24 protein-coding genes, 1 rRNA gene and 2 other annotated features are annotated in these 22,125 nt (G+C 41.0%); all 25 genes read left to right on the top strand.

All coding sequences use genetic code 11. From position 1 onward, the window contains the following. Positions 1 to 92, top strand: a 5S ribosomal RNA gene (gene rrf / locus J2X07_RS18835); the annotation flags it as partial. 605 nt (positions 93 to 697) lie between these two features. Then, positions 698 to 1,165: a CtsR family transcriptional regulator gene (locus J2X07_RS18830; RefSeq protein WP_310262415.1), complete on the top strand. Its 468-nt coding sequence runs from the start codon at positions 698 to 700 to the stop codon at positions 1,163 to 1,165. 36 nt (positions 1,166 to 1,201) lie between these two features. Further along, positions 1,202 to 1,735, top strand: coding sequence for a UvrB/UvrC motif-containing protein (locus J2X07_RS18825; RefSeq protein WP_310262413.1), 534 nt, complete (start codon positions 1,202 to 1,204; stop codon positions 1,733 to 1,735). Between the two features lie 3 nt (positions 1,736 to 1,738). Continuing rightward, a complete protein-coding gene (locus J2X07_RS18820; protein ID WP_310262410.1) occupies positions 1,739 to 2,809 on the top strand; it encodes a protein arginine kinase in 1,071 nt (356 codons plus the stop codon). A gap of 14 nt (positions 2,810 to 2,823) precedes the next feature. After that, a complete protein-coding gene (gene clpC, locus J2X07_RS18815; protein ID WP_310262407.1) occupies positions 2,824 to 5,244 on the top strand; it encodes an ATP-dependent protease ATP-binding subunit ClpC in 2,421 nt (806 codons plus the stop codon). Between the two features lie 228 nt (positions 5,245 to 5,472). After that, the gene (gene radA, locus J2X07_RS18810; protein WP_310262404.1) at positions 5,473 to 6,846 is read left to right on the top strand and encodes a DNA repair protein RadA; all 1,374 of its coding nucleotides are present in this window, start codon (positions 5,473 to 5,475) and stop codon (positions 6,844 to 6,846) included. Between the two features lie 5 nt (positions 6,847 to 6,851). Then, positions 6,852 to 7,925: a DNA integrity scanning diadenylate cyclase DisA gene (gene disA / locus J2X07_RS18805; protein ID WP_310262401.1), complete on the top strand. Its 1,074-nt coding sequence runs from the start codon at positions 6,852 to 6,854 to the stop codon at positions 7,923 to 7,925. An 81-nt stretch (positions 7,926 to 8,006) separates the two neighbouring features. Beyond that, positions 8,007 to 9,098 carry a PIN/TRAM domain-containing protein gene (locus J2X07_RS18800; protein ID WP_310262397.1) on the top strand — a complete coding sequence of 364 codons (1,092 nt, stop codon included), beginning with the start codon at positions 8,007 to 8,009 and terminating at the stop codon, positions 9,096 to 9,098. Positions 9,099 to 9,117: 19 nt separating this feature from the next. After that, entirely contained in the window at positions 9,118 to 9,813 is a 696-nt protein-coding gene (gene ispD / locus J2X07_RS18795) for a 2-C-methyl-D-erythritol 4-phosphate cytidylyltransferase (RefSeq protein WP_310262395.1), read from the top strand. Beyond that, complete coding sequence (gene ispF, locus J2X07_RS18790; protein ID WP_310262391.1) at positions 9,810 to 10,283, top strand: 2-C-methyl-D-erythritol 2,4-cyclodiphosphate synthase; 474 nt, start codon at positions 9,810 to 9,812, stop codon at positions 10,281 to 10,283. The genes ispD and ispF overlap by 4 nt, the downstream gene beginning before the upstream one ends. Before the next feature lie 430 nt (positions 10,284 to 10,713). Beyond that, positions 10,714 to 12,183 (top strand): glutamate--tRNA ligase, encoded by a 1,470-nt coding sequence (gene gltX / locus J2X07_RS18785; RefSeq protein WP_310262388.1) that lies wholly within the window; start codon positions 10,714 to 10,716, stop codon positions 12,181 to 12,183. A 56-nt stretch (positions 12,184 to 12,239) separates the two neighbouring features. Next, positions 12,240 to 12,473, top strand: a binding site (T-box leader). A 245-nt stretch (positions 12,474 to 12,718) separates the two neighbouring features. Further along, positions 12,719 to 13,366 (top strand): serine O-acetyltransferase, encoded by a 648-nt coding sequence (cysE, locus tag J2X07_RS18780; RefSeq protein ID WP_310262385.1) that lies wholly within the window; start codon positions 12,719 to 12,721, stop codon positions 13,364 to 13,366. Continuing rightward, entirely contained in the window at positions 13,367 to 14,770 is a 1,404-nt protein-coding gene (gene cysS, locus J2X07_RS18775) for a cysteine--tRNA ligase (protein WP_310262384.1), read from the top strand. Next, entirely contained in the window at positions 14,771 to 15,181 is a 411-nt protein-coding gene (locus tag J2X07_RS18770) for a Mini-ribonuclease 3 (protein WP_310262381.1), read from the top strand. It begins immediately after the preceding gene. A gap of 2 nt (positions 15,182 to 15,183) precedes the next feature. Continuing rightward, entirely contained in the window at positions 15,184 to 15,954 is a 771-nt protein-coding gene (gene rlmB / locus J2X07_RS18765) for a 23S rRNA (guanosine(2251)-2'-O)-methyltransferase RlmB (protein ID WP_310262378.1), read from the top strand. Further along, positions 15,951 to 16,469, top strand: coding sequence for an NYN domain-containing protein (locus tag J2X07_RS18760; protein ID WP_310262375.1), 519 nt, complete (start codon positions 15,951 to 15,953; stop codon positions 16,467 to 16,469). Before rlmB ends, J2X07_RS18760 begins: the two co-directional genes overlap by 4 nt. 79 nt (positions 16,470 to 16,548) lie before the next feature. Then, entirely contained in the window at positions 16,549 to 17,199 is a 651-nt protein-coding gene (gene sigH, locus J2X07_RS18755; protein WP_310262372.1) for an RNA polymerase sporulation sigma factor SigH, read from the top strand. A gap of 554 nt (positions 17,200 to 17,753) precedes the next feature. Continuing rightward, a complete protein-coding gene (gene rpmG / locus J2X07_RS18750; protein WP_077365486.1) occupies positions 17,754 to 17,903 on the top strand; it encodes a 50S ribosomal protein L33 in 150 nt (49 codons plus the stop codon). A 58-nt stretch (positions 17,904 to 17,961) separates the two neighbouring features. Next, positions 17,962 to 18,168, top strand: coding sequence for a preprotein translocase subunit SecE (secE, locus tag J2X07_RS18745; protein ID WP_310262367.1), 207 nt, complete (start codon positions 17,962 to 17,964; stop codon positions 18,166 to 18,168). A gap of 76 nt (positions 18,169 to 18,244) precedes the next feature. Next, positions 18,245 to 18,778, top strand: coding sequence for a transcription termination/antitermination protein NusG (nusG, locus tag J2X07_RS18740; RefSeq protein WP_310262364.1), 534 nt, complete (start codon positions 18,245 to 18,247; stop codon positions 18,776 to 18,778). 158 nt (positions 18,779 to 18,936) lie between these two features. Beyond that, on the top strand, positions 18,937 to 19,362 hold the full coding sequence (gene rplK / locus J2X07_RS18735; RefSeq protein WP_310262361.1) for a 50S ribosomal protein L11: 426 nt from the start codon (positions 18,937 to 18,939) through the stop codon (positions 19,360 to 19,362). A gap of 156 nt (positions 19,363 to 19,518) precedes the next feature. Continuing rightward, positions 19,519 to 20,220, top strand: coding sequence for a 50S ribosomal protein L1 (gene rplA / locus J2X07_RS18730; protein WP_310262358.1), 702 nt, complete (start codon positions 19,519 to 19,521; stop codon positions 20,218 to 20,220). Between the two features lie 45 nt (positions 20,221 to 20,265). Beyond that, positions 20,266 to 20,420: a sequence feature (ribosomal protein L10 leader region), on the top strand. A gap of 39 nt (positions 20,421 to 20,459) precedes the next feature. Further along, the gene (rplJ, locus tag J2X07_RS18725) at positions 20,460 to 20,960 is read left to right on the top strand and encodes a 50S ribosomal protein L10 (protein ID WP_310262355.1); all 501 of its coding nucleotides are present in this window, start codon (positions 20,460 to 20,462) and stop codon (positions 20,958 to 20,960) included. Positions 20,961 to 21,007: 47 nt separating this feature from the next. After that, positions 21,008 to 21,373, top strand: coding sequence for a 50S ribosomal protein L7/L12 (rplL, locus tag J2X07_RS18720; RefSeq protein WP_310262352.1), 366 nt, complete (start codon positions 21,008 to 21,010; stop codon positions 21,371 to 21,373). 99 nt (positions 21,374 to 21,472) lie between these two features. Then, positions 21,473 to 22,075, top strand: a complete 603-nt coding sequence (locus tag J2X07_RS18715) for a class I SAM-dependent methyltransferase (RefSeq protein WP_310262350.1) — start codon at positions 21,473 to 21,475, stop codon at positions 22,073 to 22,075. Positions 22,076 to 22,125 lie beyond the last annotated feature (50 nt).

The raw sequence follows: 22,125 nt of genomic DNA, 5'->3' as shown, positions 1-22,125 counted from the left end.
ACACCCGTTCCCATACCGAACACGGAAGTTAAGCTCTTCAGCGCCGATGGTAGTTGGGGGTCTCCCCCTGTTAGAGTAGGACGTCGCTGAGCAAACGAGGAAGATGGATGAAAATCCATCTTCTTTTTTTGTATAGAAAAAATAAGAAATGAACCTAAAAATGTGGAAGATGATCCAGTGTATCATCTTCTTTTTTTCTGTCGATTGATGGCGGTTCGTGGGTTTCTCATGAAAAAGTGTGGGAATCAAGTTGAAAATTGTGGGATGGCCATCGAAAAATGTGGGATTGTCAAAGTAAAGTGTGGGATTATCCCGTTCAGATCTTAGAAAACGAAATAAAAGGTGGAAGATGGATGACAATCCATCTTCTTTTTCGTATGGATTAGTAAGACTCGGCTCAAAAAAGCTAAAAAACGTTCTAAAATAAGACCAAAAAGGAAGAAGATGAACCCTTTCATCTTCCAACCTTATTAAAAAACCTATCCACAATCATAAATCAAGCCCCTTCACCACCACCGAAGTTTGGCTATCCTGCCAAATTTTTTTGTACAAAAGCACTACTTTTTCGACAGAATCATACAGGTTAAACGGGCTTTGATGGGGTAATAATGGGAAGTAGATATTTGCATTTTATTAAAATTACAGGCTATAATATATCTATAGTCAAAGTTAGTCAAAGTCAGAAGGGGGAGGGGAAATGAGAAATATTTCGGACGTTATTGAAAATTATTTAAAGCAAATTCTTTCAGGCACCAATGATATGTCTATAGAAATTAAACGGACAGACATTGCTGAAAGATTTCAGTGCGTACCTTCTCAAATTAACTATGTAATTAATACAAGATTTACGGTTGAAAAAGGGTTTATCGTGGAAAGTAAAAGAGGTGGGGGCGGCTATATTCGGATCATGAAAGTCCGTACTGAAAGCTCCGCTCATTTAATTGACCAATTAACGATCTTAATTGGTGAAAGGATATCACAAGGCAACGCAGAAAATGTAATAAAGAGATTACTGGAAGAAGACATCGTCAAAGAGCGCGAAGCAAGACTGATGCTTAGTGTTATGGATCGGTCGGTTCTAAGGCTTAACCTTCCAGAACGAGATGAATTACGTGCAGAACTTTTAAAAGCAATGATAAAAACTTTAAAATATCGAACCAGATAGCCCTTTTTTTCATTCTATATAAAAGGAGGGAGAAGAATGATTTGTGAAGAGTGCCATGAGCGCGAAGCTTCATTGCATTTTACAAAAATAATTAATGGTGAGAAAACTGAATTTCATATATGTGAGCATTGTGCAAAAGAAAAAGGAGAATTTTTGCCAGGCTCGAATTCTTTTTCTATTCACCAATTGCTTTCTGGTCTTTTACACGGTGATGGACATGTCCCGAACACACCGTCATCTAACTTCATTCCCCCGTCACTCGCTTGTGATAAATGCGGAATGAGTTATTATCAATTTGCCAAGATTGGACGCTTCGGCTGTGACCACTGTTATAAAGCTTTTGATTCCAGATTAAATCCTATTTTCAAACGGGTTCACGGCGGTAATACCGTTCATGCTGGAAAAATACCAAGAAGAGCAGGCAACAGTATTCACGAAAAAAAACAGCTTCAGCAATTAAAGCAAGCTATGCAGCAGTATATATTAAATGAGGAATTTGAAAAAGCTGCCGAAACGAGGGATGAAATCAGGCAGATTGAGCAGCGCCTTCAGCAGGGGAGGGATACGTAGACTATGTCCTTGGAACGTTTTATCAGAGATGCGATTAGTCCCTGGATGAAAAGAGAGGGTCCTGAGTCAGACATTGTTCTCAGCAGCCGTGTCCGTCTGGCGAGGAATCTGCAGCAATATGTTTTCCCGATAGCCGCTGATAAAGAATCAGCACATCAAGTCATCGAAGCCATTTCTTCATGCATAAATGAAAAAAACAAGGTAAGTGAACAGCAAAATTTGGAAATGCTGATGATGGAAGAGTTAAAACCGCTTGAAAAAAGGGTACTTGTAGAGAAACATCTTATTAGCCCGAATCTCGCTGAAACAGCAAAGTATGGTGCAGTATTAATGAACGACGATGAATCTGTCAGCATCATGATTAATGAAGAAGATCATATTCGGATTCAATGTCTTGCACCGGGACTGCAGCTGGAAGAAGTGCTTCAAAAAGCAAATGAGATGGATAACATCATCGAAGAACATGCAGATTACGCCTTTGATGAGACCCGCGGGTATTTAACAAGCTGTCCAACCAATGTAGGTACCGGTCTTCGTGCTTCCGTAATGATGCACCTTCCCGCTCTCGTTCTCACAAAAAAAATAAGCCGCATCATTCCAGCGATTAATCAGCTTGGTTTAGCTGTTAGGGGAATTTACGGAGAAGGAACAGAAGCACAGGGAAACATTTTTCAAATTTCAAATCAGATGACACTAGGCAAGTCGGAAGAGGATATAATAGAAGATCTAGCTGGTGTCGTCATGCAAGTCATTCAGCAAGAACGGGCTGCAAGACAGCAGCTGAAGGATGGCTTGAAATTACAGCTTGAAGATAAGTTATACCGTTCATTAGGAACGCTCGAGAATAGCCGGATCATACAATCGAAAGAAGCTGCCAAATGTTTATCAGATGTGCGCCTTGGAATCGATTTAGAAATTTTAGAAGGCATCTCCAAGACGATCTTAAATGAACTAATGATACTTACACAGCCAGGTTTTCTGCAGCAATACGCAGGTGAAGTCCTAAACCCAGAAGAACGAGACATTAGAAGAGCCAGTTTAATCAGAGAAAGAATAAAATTGGAAAACCGATAAGGAGCGTGAAGAGTATGATGTTTGGTCGTTTTACAGAACGTGCTCAAAAAGTATTGGCATTAGCGCAGGAAGAAGCAATCCGGTTAGGCCATAACAACGTGGGAACAGAACACATCTTATTAGGATTGATCAGGGAAGGCGAAGGGATTGCTGCTAAAGCCCTTCAAGTTTTAGGGCTAGGACCTGAAAAAATTCAAAAAGAAGTGGAAACGCTAATCGGACGTGGACAGGAAGCTGTTCAGACGATTCATTATACACCGCGTGCTAAAAAAGTTATTGAGCTTTCCATGGATGAAGCTCGTAAGCTAGGACATTCCTATGTGGGAACAGAACATATTTTATTAGGACTTATTCGTGAGGGTGAAGGTGTTGCGGCCCGAGTACTGAACAATCTTGGTGTAAGCTTAAACAAAGCCCGTCAGCAAGTTCTGCAGCTGCTAGGAAGCAATGAATCTTCTTCCAGTCATAGAGGTTCATCTGCTAGTGCAAATACACCGACATTAGACAGCCTTGCACGAGATCTTACGGCCATCGCACGTGATGGTTCATTGGATCCGGTAATCGGGCGTGCAAAAGAAATTCAGCGTGTAATCGAAGTATTGAGCCGCCGTACAAAAAACAATCCAGTTTTAATCGGTGAGCCGGGTGTTGGTAAAACAGCAATAGCAGAAGGATTGGCACAGCAGATCATCAACAACGAAGTTCCTGAAACACTTCGCGATAAGCGAGTGATGACACTCGATATGGGTACGGTTGTAGCAGGTACGAAATACAGAGGTGAGTTTGAAGACCGTCTGAAAAAAGTGATGGATGAGATTCGACAAGCAGGCAACATCATTCTATTCATTGATGAGCTTCATACCTTAATCGGCGCAGGCGGAGCAGAAGGTGCGATCGATGCCTCTAACATTTTAAAACCGGCATTGGCTCGTGGAGAACTTCAATGTATTGGTGCGACAACACTCGATGAGTACAGAAAATATATTGAAAAAGATGCAGCATTAGAGCGTCGTTTCCAGCCGATTACCGTTAATGAACCGACGAAGGATGAAAGTATTCAAATCCTTCAAGGCCTTCGTGACCGATATGAAGCCCATCACCGCGTAACAATTACCGATGATGCGATCGAAGCATCTGTGCAATTGTCTGACCGCTACATTTCAGACCGCTTCTTACCGGATAAAGCGATCGATTTAATTGATGAAGCAGCATCGAAAGTGCGTCTTCGCTCATATACAGCTCCGCCGAACTTAAAAGAGCTCGAACAGAAGCTTGAGGAAGTACGCAAAGAAAAAGACGCTGCCGTTCAGAGCCAAGAGTTTGAAAAGGCAGCATCATTACGCGATTCCGAACAGCGTTTACGCGAAGAACTCGAAAAAACAAAAGATGTATGGAAAGAAAAACAAGGTAAAGAAAATACAGAAGTTACGCCGGAAGATATCGCACAGGTCGTATCATCCTGGACGGGAGTTCCTGTTTCTAAGCTTGCCGAAGAAGAAACAGAACGTCTCTTGAAGATGGAAGAAATTCTCCATGACCGTGTAATCGGCCAGTCGGAAGCTGTAACAGCCATTTCAAAAGCAATCAGAAGAGCACGTGCAGGATTGAAAGATCCGAAACGTCCAATCGGCTCCTTTATTTTCTTAGGACCAACAGGTGTGGGTAAAACGGAGCTTGCAAGAGCAGTAGCAGAAACATTGTTTGGTGATGAAGATGCGATTATCCGTATTGACATGTCCGAGTACATGGAAAAGCATACAACATCACGTCTTGTTGGTTCGCCTCCAGGTTATGTAGGTCATGAAGAAGGCGGACAGTTAACGGAAAAAGTAAGAAGAAAACCATACTCCGTTATTTTGCTCGACGAAATCGAAAAAGCACATCCGGAAGTATTCAATATTTTACTTCAAGTGCTTGAAGATGGCCGTTTAACTGATTCTAAAGGACGTACAGTCGATTTCAGAAACACGGTTGTCATTATGACTTCCAACGTTGGAGCAAGCACATTAAAACGAAACCGTTCATTAGGTTTTGCTGTTAATGATTTAAATCAAAAATACAATGATATGAAAACAAAGGTAATGGATGAGCTTAAGCGGGCTTTCCGTCCTGAATTCCTAAACCGTATTGACGAGATCATCGTGTTCCATTCTCTTGAAAAAGAACATCTTCTCAAAATTGTCAGCTTAATGTCTGACGCATTGAAGAAACGCTTAAGCGATCAAGGAATTGATATTGAATTAACGCAAGCGGCGTTAGAGAAGATTACGGAAGAAGGATATGATCCAGATTACGGAGCACGGCCGCTCAGAAGAGCACTTCAGCGAAAAATTGAAGACCGTCTCTCAGAAGAACTGCTTAGAGGAACCATCAATAAGGGTCAAACCGTTAAAATTGATGTAGAGCAGAATGACTTTATTGTAGAAACGGTATAAAAAAGAAACCCGGAAGGCAGTCATGTCCTCCGGGTTTTTGTCGAAATAATTCCTTAGTTTCGCCTTTATTCGCAGAGTCTAAAATGGAAAGAGTTGTTAGCTTTTATGTTATGATATTAATGAGATAATGATTATATTTACAGCCCTTAGTAATTAGATATATAAAAGTTTACATTTTTTAAATGCAGTCGTTTTTTATGGTGTAAAGTTTGGAAGAGGAGTTTTTAAATGGCGAAAGTAAAATCAATCTTTCTTTGCCAGGATTGCGGTTATGAATCTCCCAAATGGATGGGGAAATGTCCAGGATGTCAGGCATGGAATACGATGGTCGAGGAAACAATCCGTCCTGAAAAAAGTGTTAGAGGATTAAGTTCTGGCAATTCAGCAATCAAGCAAAAGCCACAATCCATAGTGGAAGTCAAAAGTGAACAAGAACCGCGTATCCCAACAAACTATCAAGAGTTCAACCGGGTGTTAGGCGGAGGAATTGTACCAGGCTCTTTAGTTTTAGTTGGCGGCGACCCAGGAATCGGTAAATCAACGCTTCTTCTGCAAACTTCAGCTCAGCTCGCTCAAAAAGGAGAACGCGTTCTCTACATATCAGGTGAGGAATCCGTTAAGCAAACGAAGTTACGAGCAGACAGACTTGATATAGCAGCAAAAGATTTGTATGTTTTAGCTGAAACAGATATGGAGTTAATCGAGCAGGCGATGGCTGATATCATGCCATCTGTCATGATCATAGATTCCATTCAAACGGTTTATCGTTCTGAAGTAACATCAGCACCAGGCAGTGTTTCGCAAGTAAGAGAATGTACTTCTCATCTTATGCGGATGGCAAAGACAAAAGGTGTTGCTATTTTTATTGTCGGACATGTTACAAAAGAAGGTGCGATCGCAGGTCCTCGTCTTTTGGAGCACATGGTGGATGCCGTTTTATATTTTGAAGGGGAACGTCATCATACTTTTCGTATTTTAAGAGCGGTTAAAAACCGGTTTGGTTCAACAAACGAAATCGGAGTGTTCGAAATGAAGGAAGAAGGACTTGAGGAAGTATTGAATCCTTCACAAATCTTTTTAGAAGAACGCTCAAAAGGAGCAGCGGGATCAACCGTTGTGGCATCACTAGAAGGAACTCGCCCGATGCTAGTCGAACTTCAAGCACTCATCTCCCCTACCAGCTTCGGAAACCCTAGAAGAATGGCAACAGGAATTGAACATAATCGAGTTTCCTTATTGATGGCAGTTCTGGAGAAAAGGGTAGGATTACTTCTTCAAAATCAGGATGCTTATTTGAATGTGGCAGGCGGGGTAAGACTTGATGAACCAGCGATAGATTTAGCGATAGCGGTAAGCATTGCATCAAGCTTCAGGGATGTGCCGACGAAACCAACAGATGTTTTGATCGGAGAAATCGGTTTAACCGGTGAAGTAAGGAGGGTCTCACGTATTGATCAACGAGTACATGAGGCAGCAAAGTTAGGATTTACGCGTGCTATTATACCTGAAAAAAATATAGGTGGATGGACGGTGCCCAAAGGAATTGAGGTTCTCGGCGTATCCACTGTTTATGAGGCATTACAAGCAGCGTTAGGAGGGTAAAGCATATGGATCATGCGATTAAAGAAGCGATCATCAGCCAGATGCTGCAGCTCGTTGCCCCCGGAACACCGCTTCGGGAAGGGATCGACAACGTTTTACGGGCAAAAACTGGCGGACTGATTGTTGTTGGCTACAACGATAAAATAAAAGAGATCGTGGACGGGGGTTTTTCGATAAACTGCAAATACTCGCCCGCATCACTCTATGAACTGGCAAAGATGGACGGTGCCATCATTCTAAATGAAGAAGCAACAAAAATTTTGTTCGCTAACACTCAGCTGATTCCGGATACGGTTATTCCATCAACAGAAACAGGGATTCGACACCGTACAGCCGAGCGTGTCGCAAGGCAGACAGGGAATTTGGTCATTTCCATTTCTCAGCGCCGTAATGTAATCACGCTATATCAAGGAATGATTCGATATTCATTAAAGGAAATCGGCGTAATCTTGACGAAGGCGAACCAAGCGATACAAACATTGGAGAAATACAAAGTGGTGTTTGATCAAAGTGTTACAAATCTAGGTGCTTTGGAATTTGAAGAACTCGTAACTTTCCAGGAAGTTACACAAGTTATTCACCGAATCGAAATGGTTTTACGCATAAAAAATGAAATCATTAAATATGTTAATGAACTTGGTGTAGAAGGAAGGCTGATTCGGATTCAGATGGAAGAACTCGTTTCCAACATCGAAGAGGAAGCTTTGCTATTGATTAAAGATTACATGAAGGATATTAACAGCGATCCTTTTGCGATTCTTCGCCAATTAAACAAACTTTCCAGTGAAGAATTATTTGATGAATCCGTAATTATGAAACTTTTAGGCTTTTCAGCCGGTATGAATATACAAGATGAAACAATCCATCCGCGGGGATACCGTATTCTTGCCAAGATTCCAAGACTTCCTACTGTGATCATCGAAAACTTAACAGATGCATTTGAAAATCTTCCTCACATATTGCGTGCATCCATCGACGAATTGGACGAAGTAGAGGGAATTGGAGAGATTCGTGCAAGAAAAGTAAAAGAAGGCTTAAAGCGAATTCAAGAGCAGTTGTTTGTCGATCGGCATATTTAGTTTTTTAGTTAATTTTTTTAGATTTTATACGTTTCTATTACCGTTATTTTGTAAATAATGATTAGGGGAGGTGAATAAGGCATGCTAAAAAGAATTGTTCAATTGTTTTTCATAGTCATTGGGGGCATGCTCGGCTATCTTTATATTCCAGATTTAATTCGTGTACTGAATTTAGGTGATTTACCGAATCAAGTAACATCCCCATATGTTGGAGCGGTTATTGGTGCACTTATTCTATTTTTATCTACATTTTGGCTTTCTGATTACGTAGTAGGATTGATTCGATGGGCGGAAGAAACGGTTGTAAAAGCTCCTGCGACCGATTTGCTGTCAGGAACGATGGGGTTAATTATTGGACTAATCGTTGCCTTTTTAATTCAGTCACCGCTTAACAGTATGGATATTGTAGTGGTAAGCTCGATACTGCCAATCTTTATTACCTTTTTACTAGGGTATTTAGGGTTTCAAGTCGGGTTTAAAAAGAGAGATGAATTGATTCAGCTTTTCTCTTTAAACCGCGCAGGCAAAGAACGAAAAAAAGAAACGGAAACAGAAAAACCAAGAGGAATCTACAAGATTCTCGATACAAGTGTTATTATTGATGGACGGGTTGCAGATATCTGTCAAACCGGTTTCTTAGAAGGACCGCTGATTATTCCTCGCTTCGTACTCGAAGAATTGCAGTATATTGCGGACTCTTCTGATGTGTTGAAACGCAACAGAGGGCGCCGTGGTCTGGATATCTTAAATCGTATTCAAAAAGAACTTTCTATGAAAGTCGAAATCTATGAAGGCGATTTTGAAGAAGTAACTGAGGTGGACAGCAAGCTTGTTAAGCTGGCTCAGCTATTAACGGGTGTTGTTGTAACCAATGACTTTAACTTAAACAAAGTGTGCGAACTGCAAAATGTTGCCGTTCTGAACATTAATGATCTTGCCAATGCGGTAAAACCGGTTGTTCTACCGGGTGAAGAACTTGTCGTGCAAGTGATAAAAGATGGGAAAGAGCAAAATCAAGGTGTCGGTTATCTGGATGATGGCACAATGATCGTCGTAGAAGATGGACGAGATTACATCGGAAAAACGATAGATGTAGTCGTGACTTCTGTACTTCAAACATCAGCAGGACGGATGATTTTTGCTAAAAAAAAGCTGTTAGAAAAAGCATTGTAACGAACGGTGGGGAAAGCACGTGAATTATTGGACAGTCATTCCTGCTGCCGGACAAGGTAAACGAATGAATGCCGGGATTTCTAAACAGTGGATCGAACTATTGGGCAGACCGGTGCTCGCCTATACACTCGATGTCTTTGAAAAAGACCCAAATTGTAAGGGCGTTATTCTTGTCGGCAGCGAACAGGAACTAAAGCAGATGAAAGAATTTGTACAGACATTCCAATATACAAAAGTGCGTGAAATCGTTCCAGGTGGAAGTGAGCGGCAGCATAGTGTGTATGAAGGATTAAAAGTGGTCCCAGAAGATTGCGGACTGGTTCTCATCCATGACGCTGCTCGCCCATTCATTACAGAGCATCATATCGGGCAGCTCGTTGAAAATGCAGCAAAGACAGGGTCTGCTGTATTAGCGGTTCCTTTAAAAGATACTGTTAAACGAGTCGTTCAAAATCAAGTGGAAGAAACGATCGACCGATCCAGCTTGTGGGCTGTTCAAACCCCGCAAGCTTTTCGTCTTTCTCTCGTTAAACAGGCGCATGAAAAAGCAGCTGATGAAAAATGGGTCGGAACGGATGATGCAAGTCTTGTGGAACGAATTGGAGAAAACGTCGCTATTGTAATGGGAGACTATCATAATATAAAATTAACTACGTCTGATGACTTGTTATTCGGACAGGCTATTCTTTTAGAAAGACAGGGGGAAAAGGCATGATGCGTATCGGACAAGGTTTTGATGTACATGCATTTAGTGAAGGCAGACCTTTAATTATCGGCGGAGTTACGATTCCTTATGAAAAAGGCCTATTAGGTCATTCAGATGCGGACGTTCTTTTGCACGCGATTACCGATGCTTTACTAGGTGCAGCGGGAGAAGGAGATATCGGCAAACATTTCCCCGATACTGACCCTGCCTATAAAGGTGCAGATTCCAAACGTTTATTGCTTGATTCTTGGAAACTTGTCGAGAAGAAGGGATACCGTTTAGGTAATATAGATTGTACGATTATCGCTCAAAAACCTAAAATGCTGCCATACATTGAAGAGATGCGTTCGGTGATTGCCCGCATTTTTGATGTATCTGCAGAACAGATTAATGTAAAAGCAACAACAACTGAGAAACTAGGATTCCCAGGACGCGAAGAAGGAATAGCAGCCCAAGCTGTTGTTTTGATCGAAAAATAAGGCATTCATTCATAAAATAAGACTATCTTTTAAGGCTGGTTTTTATAGATTGTTGTTTTGGTTCGTTTTTGTGGATACCCTTCATTGACACGTTGATTGGAGGGCAAGGTGCGAGACTCCTGCGGAAAGCGAGCAGCCTGAAACGGAAATCAACTACTTTCAAGAGCTACAACGGTTACAAAAACAGTCTTTCTAAAAGCTTGTTGCTTTCAAATCTTTTAACTTCTTTGACTGTTGATTGGAGTGAAAGGTGCGAGACTCCTGCAGGACAGGCGGGCTGGTGAGACACTTAAAAGTGAAACGTACGAATGTGGCTCACCGTCTGCCCTGCGGAAAGCGAGTAGCCTGAAACGGAAATCAACTACTTTCAAGAGCTACAACGGTTACGAAAACAGCTTAAATCATAAATCAAACATAGAGGTGAAGCAAAATGGCAAACGACGTTAGGGTTCGATATGCACCAAGTCCGACTGGGCATTTACATATAGGTAATGCACGTGCGGCTCTTTTTAATTATTTATTTGCTCGTCATTTAGGCGGGAAATTCATTATCCGAATAGAAGACACCGATCAAAAGCGCAACATTCAAGGCGGAGAAGAAAGTCAGCTAAATCATCTGAAATGGCTTGGCATGGATTGGGATGAAAGTGTAGATATCGGAGGAGATTACGGACCATACCGCCAAATGGAACGTTTGGATCTGTATCAAAAATATACAGATGATCTTCTTTCAAAAGGTCTTGCTTACAAATGTTATTGTACGGAAGAAGAGCTTGAAGCTTCTCGTGAAGAACAGATGGCAAAAGGAGATACACCTGTTTATGACGGACGCTGCCGCAACCTAACAGATGAAGACCGTGCTGCTCTAGAAGCGGAAGGACGTAAGCCAAGTATTCGTTTCTTAGTACCGCAAGACCGTACCATTACGTTTGATGATATGGTTAAAGGTGAAGTATCTTTTGAATCCAGCGGTTTTGGCGATTTTGTAATCGTAAAAAAAGACGGTATTCCTACGTATAATTATGCTGTTGTTATTGATGATCATGAGATGGCAATTTCTCATGTATTGCGTGGAGATGACCATATTTCAAACACACCTAAACAAATTTTAATTTATGACGCACTAGGTTTCGAACACCCGAAATTCGGTCACACGACTCTAATCGTGAACGAAAACCGAAAGAAGCTAAGCAAGCGTGATGAATCGATTGTCCAATTTATCGAACAGTATAAAGACTTAGGATATTTACCGGAAGCTTTATTCAACTTCATTGCACTATTAGGCTGGTCGCCAGGCGGAGAAGAAGAAATTTTCAGCCGTGAAGAGTTTATTAAAATCTTTGATCCGAGCCGTTTATCTAAGGCACCTGCAGTATTTGATACACAAAAGCTGACTTGGCTGAACAATCAGTACATGAAACAGCAAGATCCTGAACGAATTGTGGAATTGTGTATCCCTCACTTAGTCAAAGCGGGAAGAATCGCAGAAAATCTGACTCCTGAAGAACAAGAGTGGGTAACGAAGCTTGTAGCCCTTCATCTGGAAAAGATGAGCTATGGCGCTGAAATCGTTGAATTGACAGAGCTTTTCTTCAAAGAAGAGATTGAGTATGAAGGAGAAGCAGAGGAAGTTCTTCAAGGTGAAGGCGTACCTGCTGTAATGGCTGCGTTCTTAAGCCAGGTTGAAAACAGCGGATCATTTGAAGCGGAAGATATTAAAGCGATGATGAAAGCTGTTCAAAAAGATACGGGTCAAAAAGGGAAAAACTTATTTATGCCGATCCGTGTTGCTACAACAGGACAAACACACGGTCCTGATTTACCGGCTGCTGTCGCGTTGTTAGGCAAGGAAGTTATCATTAAACGCCTAAATAACGTATTATCGAAAATTAGCAAGTAATAAAAGTACACATTTAGCAAAGATTATAATATAGTAAAAGAAACTTAAAAATGTGAGTGAAAACGCAGATGAGGAAAGTAGGCTAGGCGCCTTTTCTTACTAGAGAGAACCATCACCGGCTGAAAGTGGTTTAAGAAAATGCCTGCTGAAGTGCCCCTCGGAGTCCCGTGCTGAACGTTAAGTAGGCATGGGCGGATTCTCCCCGTTATGGAGCTAAAGGGAACAAATACAGGTTTTTTTAAGTATTTGTTAAACAGAGTGGGACCGCGTCTAACACAAGCGTCTCTGTGTCAATTGGCACAGAGGCGTTTTTTATTTGGCTCTTTTCTTAATATTGTTTTCAAAAAGGTTGTTGCTTTTTATTTATTGTCTTCTTTGACAGTTGATTGGAGTGAAAGGTATGAGACTCCTGCCGGAGAACAACAGCTTTCAAAGTGCAGAGGAAAGCGAGCAACCTGAAACGGAGATCAACAGCTTTCAAGAACAACAATGATTGCGAAACAGCTTTTATTTTAATGCAAGGAGGTTGGGAAACATGTTTTCTAGGATAAGAGAAGACATTCAGGTTGTTTTTGAAAAAGATCCAGCCGCAAGAAGTTCACTAGAAGTCATTTTAACGTATTCTGGCTTACATGCCGTTTGGGCGCACAGAATAGCACATAAACTCTTTAAACGCAGATGGTTCTTTTTAGCACGTGTGATATCGCAAATCAGCCGTTTTTTTACCGGGATCGAAATTCATCCTGGTGCACAGATTGGCCGACGATTTTTCATAGATCACGGAATGGGAGTCGTAATTGGCGAGACATGTATTATCGGGAATGATGTAACCATCTACCAAGGGGTAACTCTCGGAGGTACAGGGAAAGAAAAAGGAAAACGCCACCCGACTCTGGAAGATAACGTTTTAGTGGCAACAGGAGCTAAAGTTCTTGGATCGTTGACAATCGGTAAGAATTCAAAAGTAGGAGCGGGATCAGTCGTACTGCAAAATGTTCCACCGGACGCGACGGTTGTGGGTATTCCGGGCAGAGTCGTCATTAAGGACGGCATTAAAGTAGGCTGTGAACTCGATCATCGTGATCTGCCGGATCCGGTATCTGATAAATTTAGAGAATTGCAGCTTGAAATGAAGAAATTATCTGAACAGATGGAAAAACTGAAAAAAGGGAGTGAAGTTTAGATGAGTATCGTGATTTATAATACGCTGACACGCCAAAAGGAGCCTTTTGTTCCGCTAGAAGAAGGAAAAGTGAAAATGTACGTCTGCGGACCGACCGTATACAATTATATTCATATCGGAAATGGACGCCCTCCGATTGTATTTGATACAGTAAGACGATATCTGGAATACAGAGGATATGATGTAAATTTCATCTCTAACTTTACAGATGTTGACGATAAACTGATTAGAGCAGCGAAAGAAATGGGAAGCGATGTTCCGACGATCGCAGAAAAATTTATTAATGCTTATCACGAAGATACATGTGCACTAGGTGTTCAAAAAGCAGATGTTCATCCGCGCGTTACAGAAACCATGCCTGAGATTATTACGTTTATCGAAGATCTTATTAAAAAAGGCTATGCGTATGAAGCGGAAGGCGATGTTTATTTTAAAACCCGCTCATTCAAAGGATATGGCAAGCTTTCACACCAATCAATCGATGACTTGAGATCTGGAGCAAGAATTGAGGTTGGAGAAAAGAAAGAAGATCCGCTTGATTTTGCACTTTGGAAGGCGGCAAAAGAGGGCGAAATTTATTGGGAAAGCCCTTGGGGTAAAGGCCGTCCTGGCTGGCATATCGAGTGCTCGGCAATGGCTAAAAAATATCTTGGCGATTCAATCGATATTCATGGCGGCGGCCAAGATTTAGCGTTTCCTCATCACGAGAACGAAATTGCTCAATCCGAAGCATTAAATGAGAAGCCTATGGCTAAGTATTGGATGCATAATGGGTATATTAATATAGACAACGAAAAAATGTCCAAATCACTAGGAAACTTTGTGCTGGTTCATGATCTGATCAAACAAATAGATCCTAAAGTACTTCGATTCTTTATGCTGTCTGTACATTACCGCAACCCGATCAACTTCAGCCAAGAGTTATTAGATGCGGCCAAGACTAGCTTAAACCGAATTATGACAGCTTATGAGAATTTAAAGCACCGCTTAACGGTTACAGCAGACTTAGCTGAAGATACAGAGAAGTGGGCAAATATTGTCGAAACGACGAGAACAAAATTTATCGAAGCGATGGATGACGACTTCAATACAGCTAAAGCGATTTCTATTTTGTTTGATTTTTCTAGAGAAACAAATGTTTATCTTCAGGAAAAAAATACATCAAAAGACATGATCACAAGCTTTATTCAGCTATTTGATGAGTTAGCGGGAGTATTGGGAATCGTGCTGCAAAGGGAAGAAGAACTGCTGGACCAGCAAATTGAAGCCCTTATCGAGGAACGTAACCAAGCACGTAAAGACAAGAACTTTGCTCGAGCTGATGAGATCCGTGACAAGCTGAAAGAACAAAGCATTATTTTAGAAGATACCGCACAGGGCGTACGATGGAAAAGGGAAAAGTAAATGACACTATCTGATGGAGATTTCAAACAACTGAACGGAACCACGCTAGCCTATATGGGTGATGCGGTCATGGAACAATTTGTACGCGAGCATTTAATACGAAGCGGGCAAGTGAAGCCGAATAAGCTTCATGTAGCTGCGACCAAAATTGTTTCCGCAAAAGCTCAGGCTGGCATGGTTATTCAGTTGCTTGAAGAAGGTTTTTTTACAGAACAGGAAGTCGCCGTTATCAAGCGTGGACGCAACGCAAACCAAGGAACTGTCCCGAAAAATACGGACGTTCAAACTTACAGGCATGCCACAAGTTTTGAAGCCATTTTAGGATATTTGTATTTATTAAATGAGCATGATCGACTAGACGAAATCATGAAAAGAATACTTAACAACAAGACGAGAGAGGGGGAAGGCTGAAAATGAGTGAAAAAACGAATGAAGAACAAGAGCTTATTATTGGCAGAAATCCGGTGTTGGAGGTACTGCGCTCCGGCCGTGATATTAATAAAATTTTTGTAGGTGAAGGTTCTCAGAAGGGGCCGGTCAGCACGATCGTCTCCATGGCTAAAAAACAGAATGTGCTGGTTCAGTATGTTCCAAAGCAAAAACTGGATTCATTGAGCGGCGGAGGAAACCATCAAGGCGTAGTAGCGGGTGTTGCCGCATACAGCTATGCTGACATAGATGATTTGTTTAAAGCAGCTGAAGAACGAGGGGAAGAGCCGTTTTTTATTATCCTTGATGAACTGGAAGATCCTCATAACTTAGGGTCGATCATCCGAACCGCTGATGCAGTCGGTGCACACGGTGTTATCATCCCTAAAAGACGATCTGTAGGTTTAACTGCAACTGTGGCTAAAGCTTCTACAGGAGCGATTGAGTATATGCCTGTTGTGCGAGTTACGAACCTGGTCCAAACCATGAAGGAATTGAAAGAACGAGGAATGTGGTTTGCGGGAGCGGATATGAAAGGCAAAGAAGATTACCGTGCTGCGAAATGGGACATGCCATTAGGACTTGTAATCGGCAGTGAAGGAAAGGGAATGGGAAGACTCGTTTCAGAAACATGTGATTTTCTTGTCCAATTGCCGATGGTTGGGAAAGTTACTTCACTGAATGCTTCTGTTGCAGCAAGCCTTTTAATGTATGAGGTATACCGCAACCGCCATCCGCTTGAATTCAAAAAATGAAAATCCGCCACTATTTGATTGTTGATGGGTACAACATCATTGGCGCTTGGCCAGAGCTCAGAAGCTTAAAGAATTCCGATTTTGCTAAAGCGAGGGAATTGCTGATTGAGTATATGGCAGAATATCAAGGTTCTACAGGTTATAAGGTCATTGTTGTGTTTGATGCCCACCTGTCCCCGGGAATAGAGAAAAAAACAAAAAATTACCGCGTGGATGTTATTTTCACGCGGGAAAATGAAACAGCGGATGAACGGATTGAACGATTAGTTGGAGAATTAAAGTCTATCGAAACCCGTATATACGTTGCCACTTCCGATTCAACAGAACAGTGGCAGATATTTGGAAAAGGTGCACTAAGAAAATCTGCGCGTGAATTGAAGAATGAAATGGACGAGATTCAAAAGCAAATCCACGTGTCTGTCGGAGAACGAAAAAGAAAACAAAACAATTCATCGATCCCGTTATCTAACGAAATTGCCGAAATATTTGAAAGATGGAGAAGAGGTCAAAAATAAGGAATGTTGACGCTTTTGTGAAATATGAAGTATAATATTTCTATATTTTGCCGGTAAAAACCTGGTCGGGGGGATTGTCGTGAACATAGATCTCAAGGAACTATCAGTAATCGATTACGAGCTAATGGAAGATGAAAGCCTTGTGGAACTGGTTCATGAGGGAGACAGCGCAGCATTGGAGTATTTGATTAACAAGTACAAGAATTTTGTTCGTGCTAAAGCAAGGTCATATTTTCTGATCGGTGCTGACCGAGAAGATATCATTCAAGAAGGTATGATCGGGCTGTATAAAGCGATTCGCGATTTTAAAGAGGACAAGCTGTCATCCTTTAAAGCTTTTGCCGAATTGTGCATCACAAGGCAAATGATTACCGCTATTAAAACGGCTACAAGACAAAAGCATATTCCGCTCAATTCTTATGTGTCTTTGGACAAGCCTATTTATGATGAAGAATCAGACCGGACACTTATGGATGTCATATGCGGCACTAAGGTTACAGATCCAGAAGAACTGATTATCAATCAAGAAGAGTTTGATGATATTGAAGTAAAAATGGGAGAAATCTTGAGCGACTTGGAACGAAAAGTACTCATGCTGTATCTCGATGGAAGGTCATATCAGGAAATTTCAGTTGATCTCGATCGGCATGTAAAATCAATCGATAACGCGCTGCAGCGAGTCAAACGAAAATTAGAGCGGTATTTAGAATTAAGGGAAATAACTTCCTAATTTTTTTACTAAAAGATGAAAGTGTTTACAATCAGGAGAAAACGATTTTCTCCTGATTTTTTTTATGTATTACCTTATATAGTTTGATGTAGATTTCCCTCGAGTGGTGTAGACTCGTCGATATATTGTTCATTTCCGTTGAATTATGGTCCATTTCCGTTGGATTATCTAAAAAATCCGTGAGAATATATTAATTTTTCGTTGGATTAATAGATCTAAGGGTATGAATTGCTCCTCAGACTGTTTCTAAGAGTCCTTAGATTTACCTGCTGCGCCCATTTCCCCAATGGAATTACTCCAAATCGCTGTTTTTATAATTCGTTCATTTTTATTCGGTTGTTTTCCACTAAGATACTGCCGTGAATCATTTTACAAAATATGAAAATCACGAAAGATCACATAAACCTGATTCAAAAGTAGCGGATGATACATTTTCTAATCCGTTTTGAGGCTTTTTCCCTTTATTGACAAGCTTCTACCCCTATGTTAAGGTTTTAAAAGTAACATTGTAACGTGGATGATTGGGTTTGTCTCGCGAAAGGTGTTTATTTAGCATGAGAAAAAAAGTATTTTTAGCCTGTAAACAATGCTCTAAACGGAACTATACAACGATGAAGAACCAGCAAAACAATCCAGAACGAGTTGAGGTTAAAAAGTTTTGCAGTTATTGCAATGCTCATACCATTCACCAAGAAACCAAGTAAGCAATAAAAGCTTTTTTATAAATGTTTTAATGAATTAGAGGCATGGGGGTTTATTAAGATGGCGGACGTTGCAGAAAAGACAAAAAAGTCACCAGCTAAATTTCTGTCTGATGTAAATAAAGAGATGAAGCGAGTTAGCTGGCCAAAACGAAAAGAACTATTCCGTTATACGGGAGTTGTTTTGGCGACTGTATTGGTAATGGCAGTATTCTTCTGGATTGTGGATCTAGGGATTTCGCAATTAGTTGAATTGGTTTTAAAGTAGATTAGATATAGCTTCTTTTGGATAGAATGCTAGAGTATTATCCATTTTAGGAGGGAAAGGACACGGGTCCCGTCGTATGGAAAAAAATTGGTACGTAGTTCATACCTATTCAGGATATGAAAATAAAGTAAAAACAAACTTGGAAAAACGTGTAGAATCTATGGGCATGTCAGATAAGATTTTCCGTGTGCTTGTACCTGTGGAAGAAGAAACCGAGACAAAGAACGGCAAAACCAAAACAAGCATGAAAAAAGTATTCCCTGGTTACGTTCTTACGGAAATGATCATGACAGATGATTCATGGTACGTTGTCCGAAATACTCCAGGAGTAACAGGGTTTGTCGGTTCTGCTGGTGCTGGTTCTAAACCAACGGCACTTTTACCTGATGAGGTTGATCACATTCTTAAAGGTATGGGCATGGAAGCTCCTCGCGTTGAAGTTGATTTCGAAATCAAGGAATCTGTAAAGGTAAAAGAAGGTCCGTTTGCAGACTTTGTAGGAACGATTGAAGAGATCGACGCTACAAAACGCAAGCTGAAAGTTCACGTCAACATGTTTGGCCGTGAAACACCTGTAGAGTTAGAGTTTACTCAAGTTAGCAAGTTATAATGGAAAAACACTTGTAATCACTTTAAAAAAGTGATAGAATTTTTTATGTTTGATATTTCTAAACATCTGCTTCTTCTCGTTTAGCGGGGGAAGCGTAATTTATGAGTGGGAGGGTTTCGGCCCTAATACCACATCACGGACTTAAGGAGGTGTGTCGCGTGGCTAAAAAGGTTATTAAAATGGTGAAATTGCAAATCCCTGCTGGTAAAGCAAACCCGGCACCGCCAGTTGGACCTGCACTAGGACAAGCTGGGGTAAACATCATGGGATTCTGTAAAGAATTCAACGCTCGTACTGCTGATCAAGCTGGTTTAATCATTCCGGTAGAAATCACGGTTTTCGAAGACCGTTCATTTACATTCATCACTAAAACTCCTCCGGCTGCTGTTCTTTTAAAGAAAGCTGCGGGAATCGAGTCAGGTTCAGGTGAGCCGAACAAGAAGAAAGTTGCGACTGTAAAACGTGATAAAGTTCGCGAAATTGCAGAAACAAAAATGCCAGATCTAAACGCTGCTAGCGTTGAATCTGCTATGCGTATGGTTGAAGGTACAGCGCGCAGCATGGGAATTGTTATCGAAGACTAATTCCATGCCTGATGTATATTAGGTTGCGAGTAAATGGATAAAATCCTGCCGTACATCGGTTCGCAACCTTTATTCATGCAAAGCGTTTGATTGCACTTGAGAAAGTGCAATAAGTGGGAGGAATATCCGCTAAACCACATAAGGAGGACATTTACAATGGCAAACAAAGGTAAAAAGTACCAAGAAGCGGCTAAATTAGTAGACCGCACAAAAGCATATGAGCTTGCAGAAGCAATTGAGCTAGTTAAAAAAGCTGCACCTGCAAAGTTCGATGAGTCTGTAGAAGTAGCAGTTCGTCTTGGTGTAGACACTAAGAAAGCTGACCAGCAAGTTCGTGGAGCAGTAGTGCTTCCAAACGGAACTGGTAAAACTCAACGTGTATTAGTTTTCGCTAAAGGCGAAAAAGCAAAAGAAGCAGAAGCTGCTGGAGCAGATCACGTTGGAGATTCTGACTACATCAACAAAATCCAACAAGGCTGGTTTGAGTTCGACGTAATCGTTGCAACTCCAGACATGATGGCTGAAGTTGGTAAACTTGGACGTGTATTAGGACCTAAAGGTTTAATGCCTAACCCTAAAACAGGAACAGTTACATTTGAAGTAGAAAGAGCGATTAACGAAATCAAAGCTGGTAAAGTAGAATACCGTGTTGATAAAACAGGTAACGTTCACGTTCCAATCGGTAAAGTATCTTTCGAAGCTGAGAAGCTTGCAGAAAACCTTTCAACAATCATCGAAACATTGTTAAAAGTTAAACCTGCTGCTGCAAAAGGAACTTACATGAAGAATGTAGCTATTTCTTCTACTATGGGACCTGGGATCAAAGTTAATCCATCTTCATTCTCTGTAAAAAGATAGTTGACAAACGGGATTTGTCCCGTTATATTATATACTGTTAAACACAAATGCATCGGATGAATACCGTAGACAGCAGGAGCCAACAGGCTTAAACTTCCTGCCGAGGTGAAGCATCGATAAGCTCATTAGTATGTTACTTATGACTTTTAGATACTCACGCCTCCATTGTCTATGACGATGGGGGCTTTGTTTATGAACAAAACCTGCGGTGATGCAATCATTTTACAGGAGGTGTAATAATGAGCAGCATTTTAGAAACAAAAAAGCAGTTAGTATCTACGATCTCTGAGAAATTACAACAGAGCCAATCAACAATTGTTGTTGATTACCGTGGTCTTACTGTTGCACAGGTTACTGAACTTCGTAAGCAATTGCGTGACGCTGGCATTGAGTTCAAAGTTTACAAAAACTCAATGGTATCTCGCGCTGCCGAAGCGAATAACCTAAACGAATTATCAGAGCACTTAACTGGACCTACAGCGATCGCATTCTCAAATGACGATGTAGTAGCTCCTGCAAAAATCCTTAACGACTTTGCTAAGAAGAACGAAGCGCTTGAAATCAAAGCTGGTGTAATCGAAGGACGTATTGCTTCTAAAGAAGAAGTGAAAGCTCTTGCTGAACTTCCTTCAAGAGAAGGTCTTCTTTCTATGGTACTCAGCGTGCTTCAAGCACCTATCCGCAACTTTGCATTGGCTACTAAGGCTGTTGCTGAACAAAAAGAAGAGCAAGGCGCATAAGCTTTATCTTCAACCAATAACTTACATTCCTTAAGGAGGAAATTATAATGTCTAAAGAACAAATCATTGAAAGCCTAAAAACAATGACTGTTTTAGAGCTTAACGACCTAGTTAAAGCAATCGAAGAAGAGTTTGGTGTTACTGCTGCTGCTCCTGTAGCTGCTGCTGGTGGAGCTGCTGGTGGAGACGCTGCTGCTGAACAAACTGAATTCGATGTAATTCTTACAAGTGGTGGAGCTTCAAAGATCAAAGTTATCAAAGTTGTTCGTGAACTTACAGGTCTTGGACTTAAAGAAGCGAAAGAACTTGTTGACGGTGCTCCAAAGCCAGTTAAAGAAGGCGTAGCTAAAGAAGAAGCTGAAGAAATCAAAGCTAAACTTGAAGAAGTTGGAGCTTCTGTTGAAGTTAAGTAATTCAATTGGAAAGGTTCGCCCGATGGCGGACCTTTTTGTTTGTTTTGCTCTTACAGCTGGGAATACTGTCTTTATCATAAGGTAAGGAGAGTCTAAGGTATGAAAAATCATTATTATTCTGAAACACCAGGTGCGCAAAGCAAGAGAGAAACCTGGGAATTTGAATTAAAAGGCAACAAGTTTCGATTCACAACAGATGCCGGGGTTTTTTCGAAAAAAGAAGTTGATTTTGGGAGCCGTGTTTTAATAGATTCTTTTCATGCGCCGGAAGTATCTGGTGATTATCTTGATGTCGGATGCGGTTACGGACCGATCGGTTTAACGCTTGCGAAAGAAGAACCTGATCGTATCGTTCAGATGGTGGACATTAATGAACGGGCTGTCGAGTTATCGAAATGGAATGCTCAGCAAAACAAAATCAATAATGTGAAAATTAAAAAGAGCTATCTTTTTTCTGAAGTGCAGGACAGTGAATTCGCTGCTGTAATAACGAATCCGCCAATACGTGCTGGAAAAGCAGTTGTTCATCAGATTTTTGAAGAAGCGCATGGTAAACTTCGGGCTGGCGGTGAGCTTTGGGTCGTTATACAAAAGAAGCAAGGTGCACCATCTGCCATTGAAAAAATTGAAGAGCTATTCGGGCAAGTCGAAACAGTTGCGAAGAAAAAAGGGTATTATATTTTACGCGCAATAAAAGTTTGACTTGATAAATCCCGTATGTTAGTATTATAAAATGCCAATGGATTCGCATT

Source organism: Fictibacillus barbaricus (assembly GCF_031457135.1).
Lineage (GTDB): Bacteria > Bacillota > Bacilli > Bacillales > Fictibacillaceae > Fictibacillus > Fictibacillus barbaricus_A.
This window is presented reverse-complemented; position numbering and strand designations above follow the sequence as displayed.

What these genes read in the sequence shown, in the direction of transcription:
- clpC (WP_310262407.1), top strand. Translation starts at nt 2,824, where the DNA reads ATGATGTTTGGTCGTTTTACAGAACGTGCTCAAAAAGTATTGGCATTA.
- J2X07_RS18760 (WP_310262375.1), top strand. Translation starts at nt 15,951, where the DNA reads ATGAAAATCCGCCACTATTTGATTGTTGATGGGTACAACATCATTGGC.
- rlmB (WP_310262378.1), top strand. Translation starts at nt 15,184, where the DNA reads ATGAGTGAAAAAACGAATGAAGAACAAGAGCTTATTATTGGCAGAAAT.
- rplJ (WP_310262355.1), top strand. Translation starts at nt 20,460, where the DNA reads ATGAGCAGCATTTTAGAAACAAAAAAGCAGTTAGTATCTACGATCTCT.
- cysE (WP_310262385.1), top strand. Translation starts at nt 12,719, where the DNA reads ATGTTTTCTAGGATAAGAGAAGACATTCAGGTTGTTTTTGAAAAAGAT.
- rplA (WP_310262358.1), top strand. Translation starts at nt 19,519, where the DNA reads ATGGCAAACAAAGGTAAAAAGTACCAAGAAGCGGCTAAATTAGTAGAC.
- nusG (WP_310262364.1), top strand. Translation starts at nt 18,245, where the DNA reads ATGGAAAAAAATTGGTACGTAGTTCATACCTATTCAGGATATGAAAAT.
- rpmG (WP_077365486.1), top strand. Translation starts at nt 17,754, where the DNA reads ATGAGAAAAAAAGTATTTTTAGCCTGTAAACAATGCTCTAAACGGAAC.
- rplL (WP_310262352.1), top strand. Translation starts at nt 21,008, where the DNA reads ATGTCTAAAGAACAAATCATTGAAAGCCTAAAAACAATGACTGTTTTA.
- disA (WP_310262401.1), top strand. Translation starts at nt 6,852, where the DNA reads ATGGATCATGCGATTAAAGAAGCGATCATCAGCCAGATGCTGCAGCTC.
- ispF (WP_310262391.1), top strand. Translation starts at nt 9,810, where the DNA reads ATGATGCGTATCGGACAAGGTTTTGATGTACATGCATTTAGTGAAGGC.
- J2X07_RS18830 (WP_310262415.1), top strand. Translation starts at nt 698, where the DNA reads ATGAGAAATATTTCGGACGTTATTGAAAATTATTTAAAGCAAATTCTT.
- secE (WP_310262367.1), top strand. Translation starts at nt 17,962, where the DNA reads ATGGCGGACGTTGCAGAAAAGACAAAAAAGTCACCAGCTAAATTTCTG.
- gltX (WP_310262388.1), top strand. Translation starts at nt 10,714, where the DNA reads ATGGCAAACGACGTTAGGGTTCGATATGCACCAAGTCCGACTGGGCAT.
- J2X07_RS18715 (WP_310262350.1), top strand. Translation starts at nt 21,473, where the DNA reads ATGAAAAATCATTATTATTCTGAAACACCAGGTGCGCAAAGCAAGAGA.
- radA (WP_310262404.1), top strand. Translation starts at nt 5,473, where the DNA reads ATGGCGAAAGTAAAATCAATCTTTCTTTGCCAGGATTGCGGTTATGAA.
- J2X07_RS18820 (WP_310262410.1), top strand. Translation starts at nt 1,739, where the DNA reads ATGTCCTTGGAACGTTTTATCAGAGATGCGATTAGTCCCTGGATGAAA.
- J2X07_RS18800 (WP_310262397.1), top strand. Translation starts at nt 8,007, where the DNA reads ATGCTAAAAAGAATTGTTCAATTGTTTTTCATAGTCATTGGGGGCATG.
- J2X07_RS18825 (WP_310262413.1), top strand. Translation starts at nt 1,202, where the DNA reads ATGATTTGTGAAGAGTGCCATGAGCGCGAAGCTTCATTGCATTTTACA.
- cysS (WP_310262384.1), top strand. Translation starts at nt 13,367, where the DNA reads ATGAGTATCGTGATTTATAATACGCTGACACGCCAAAAGGAGCCTTTT.
- J2X07_RS18770 (WP_310262381.1), top strand. Translation starts at nt 14,771, where the DNA reads ATGACACTATCTGATGGAGATTTCAAACAACTGAACGGAACCACGCTA.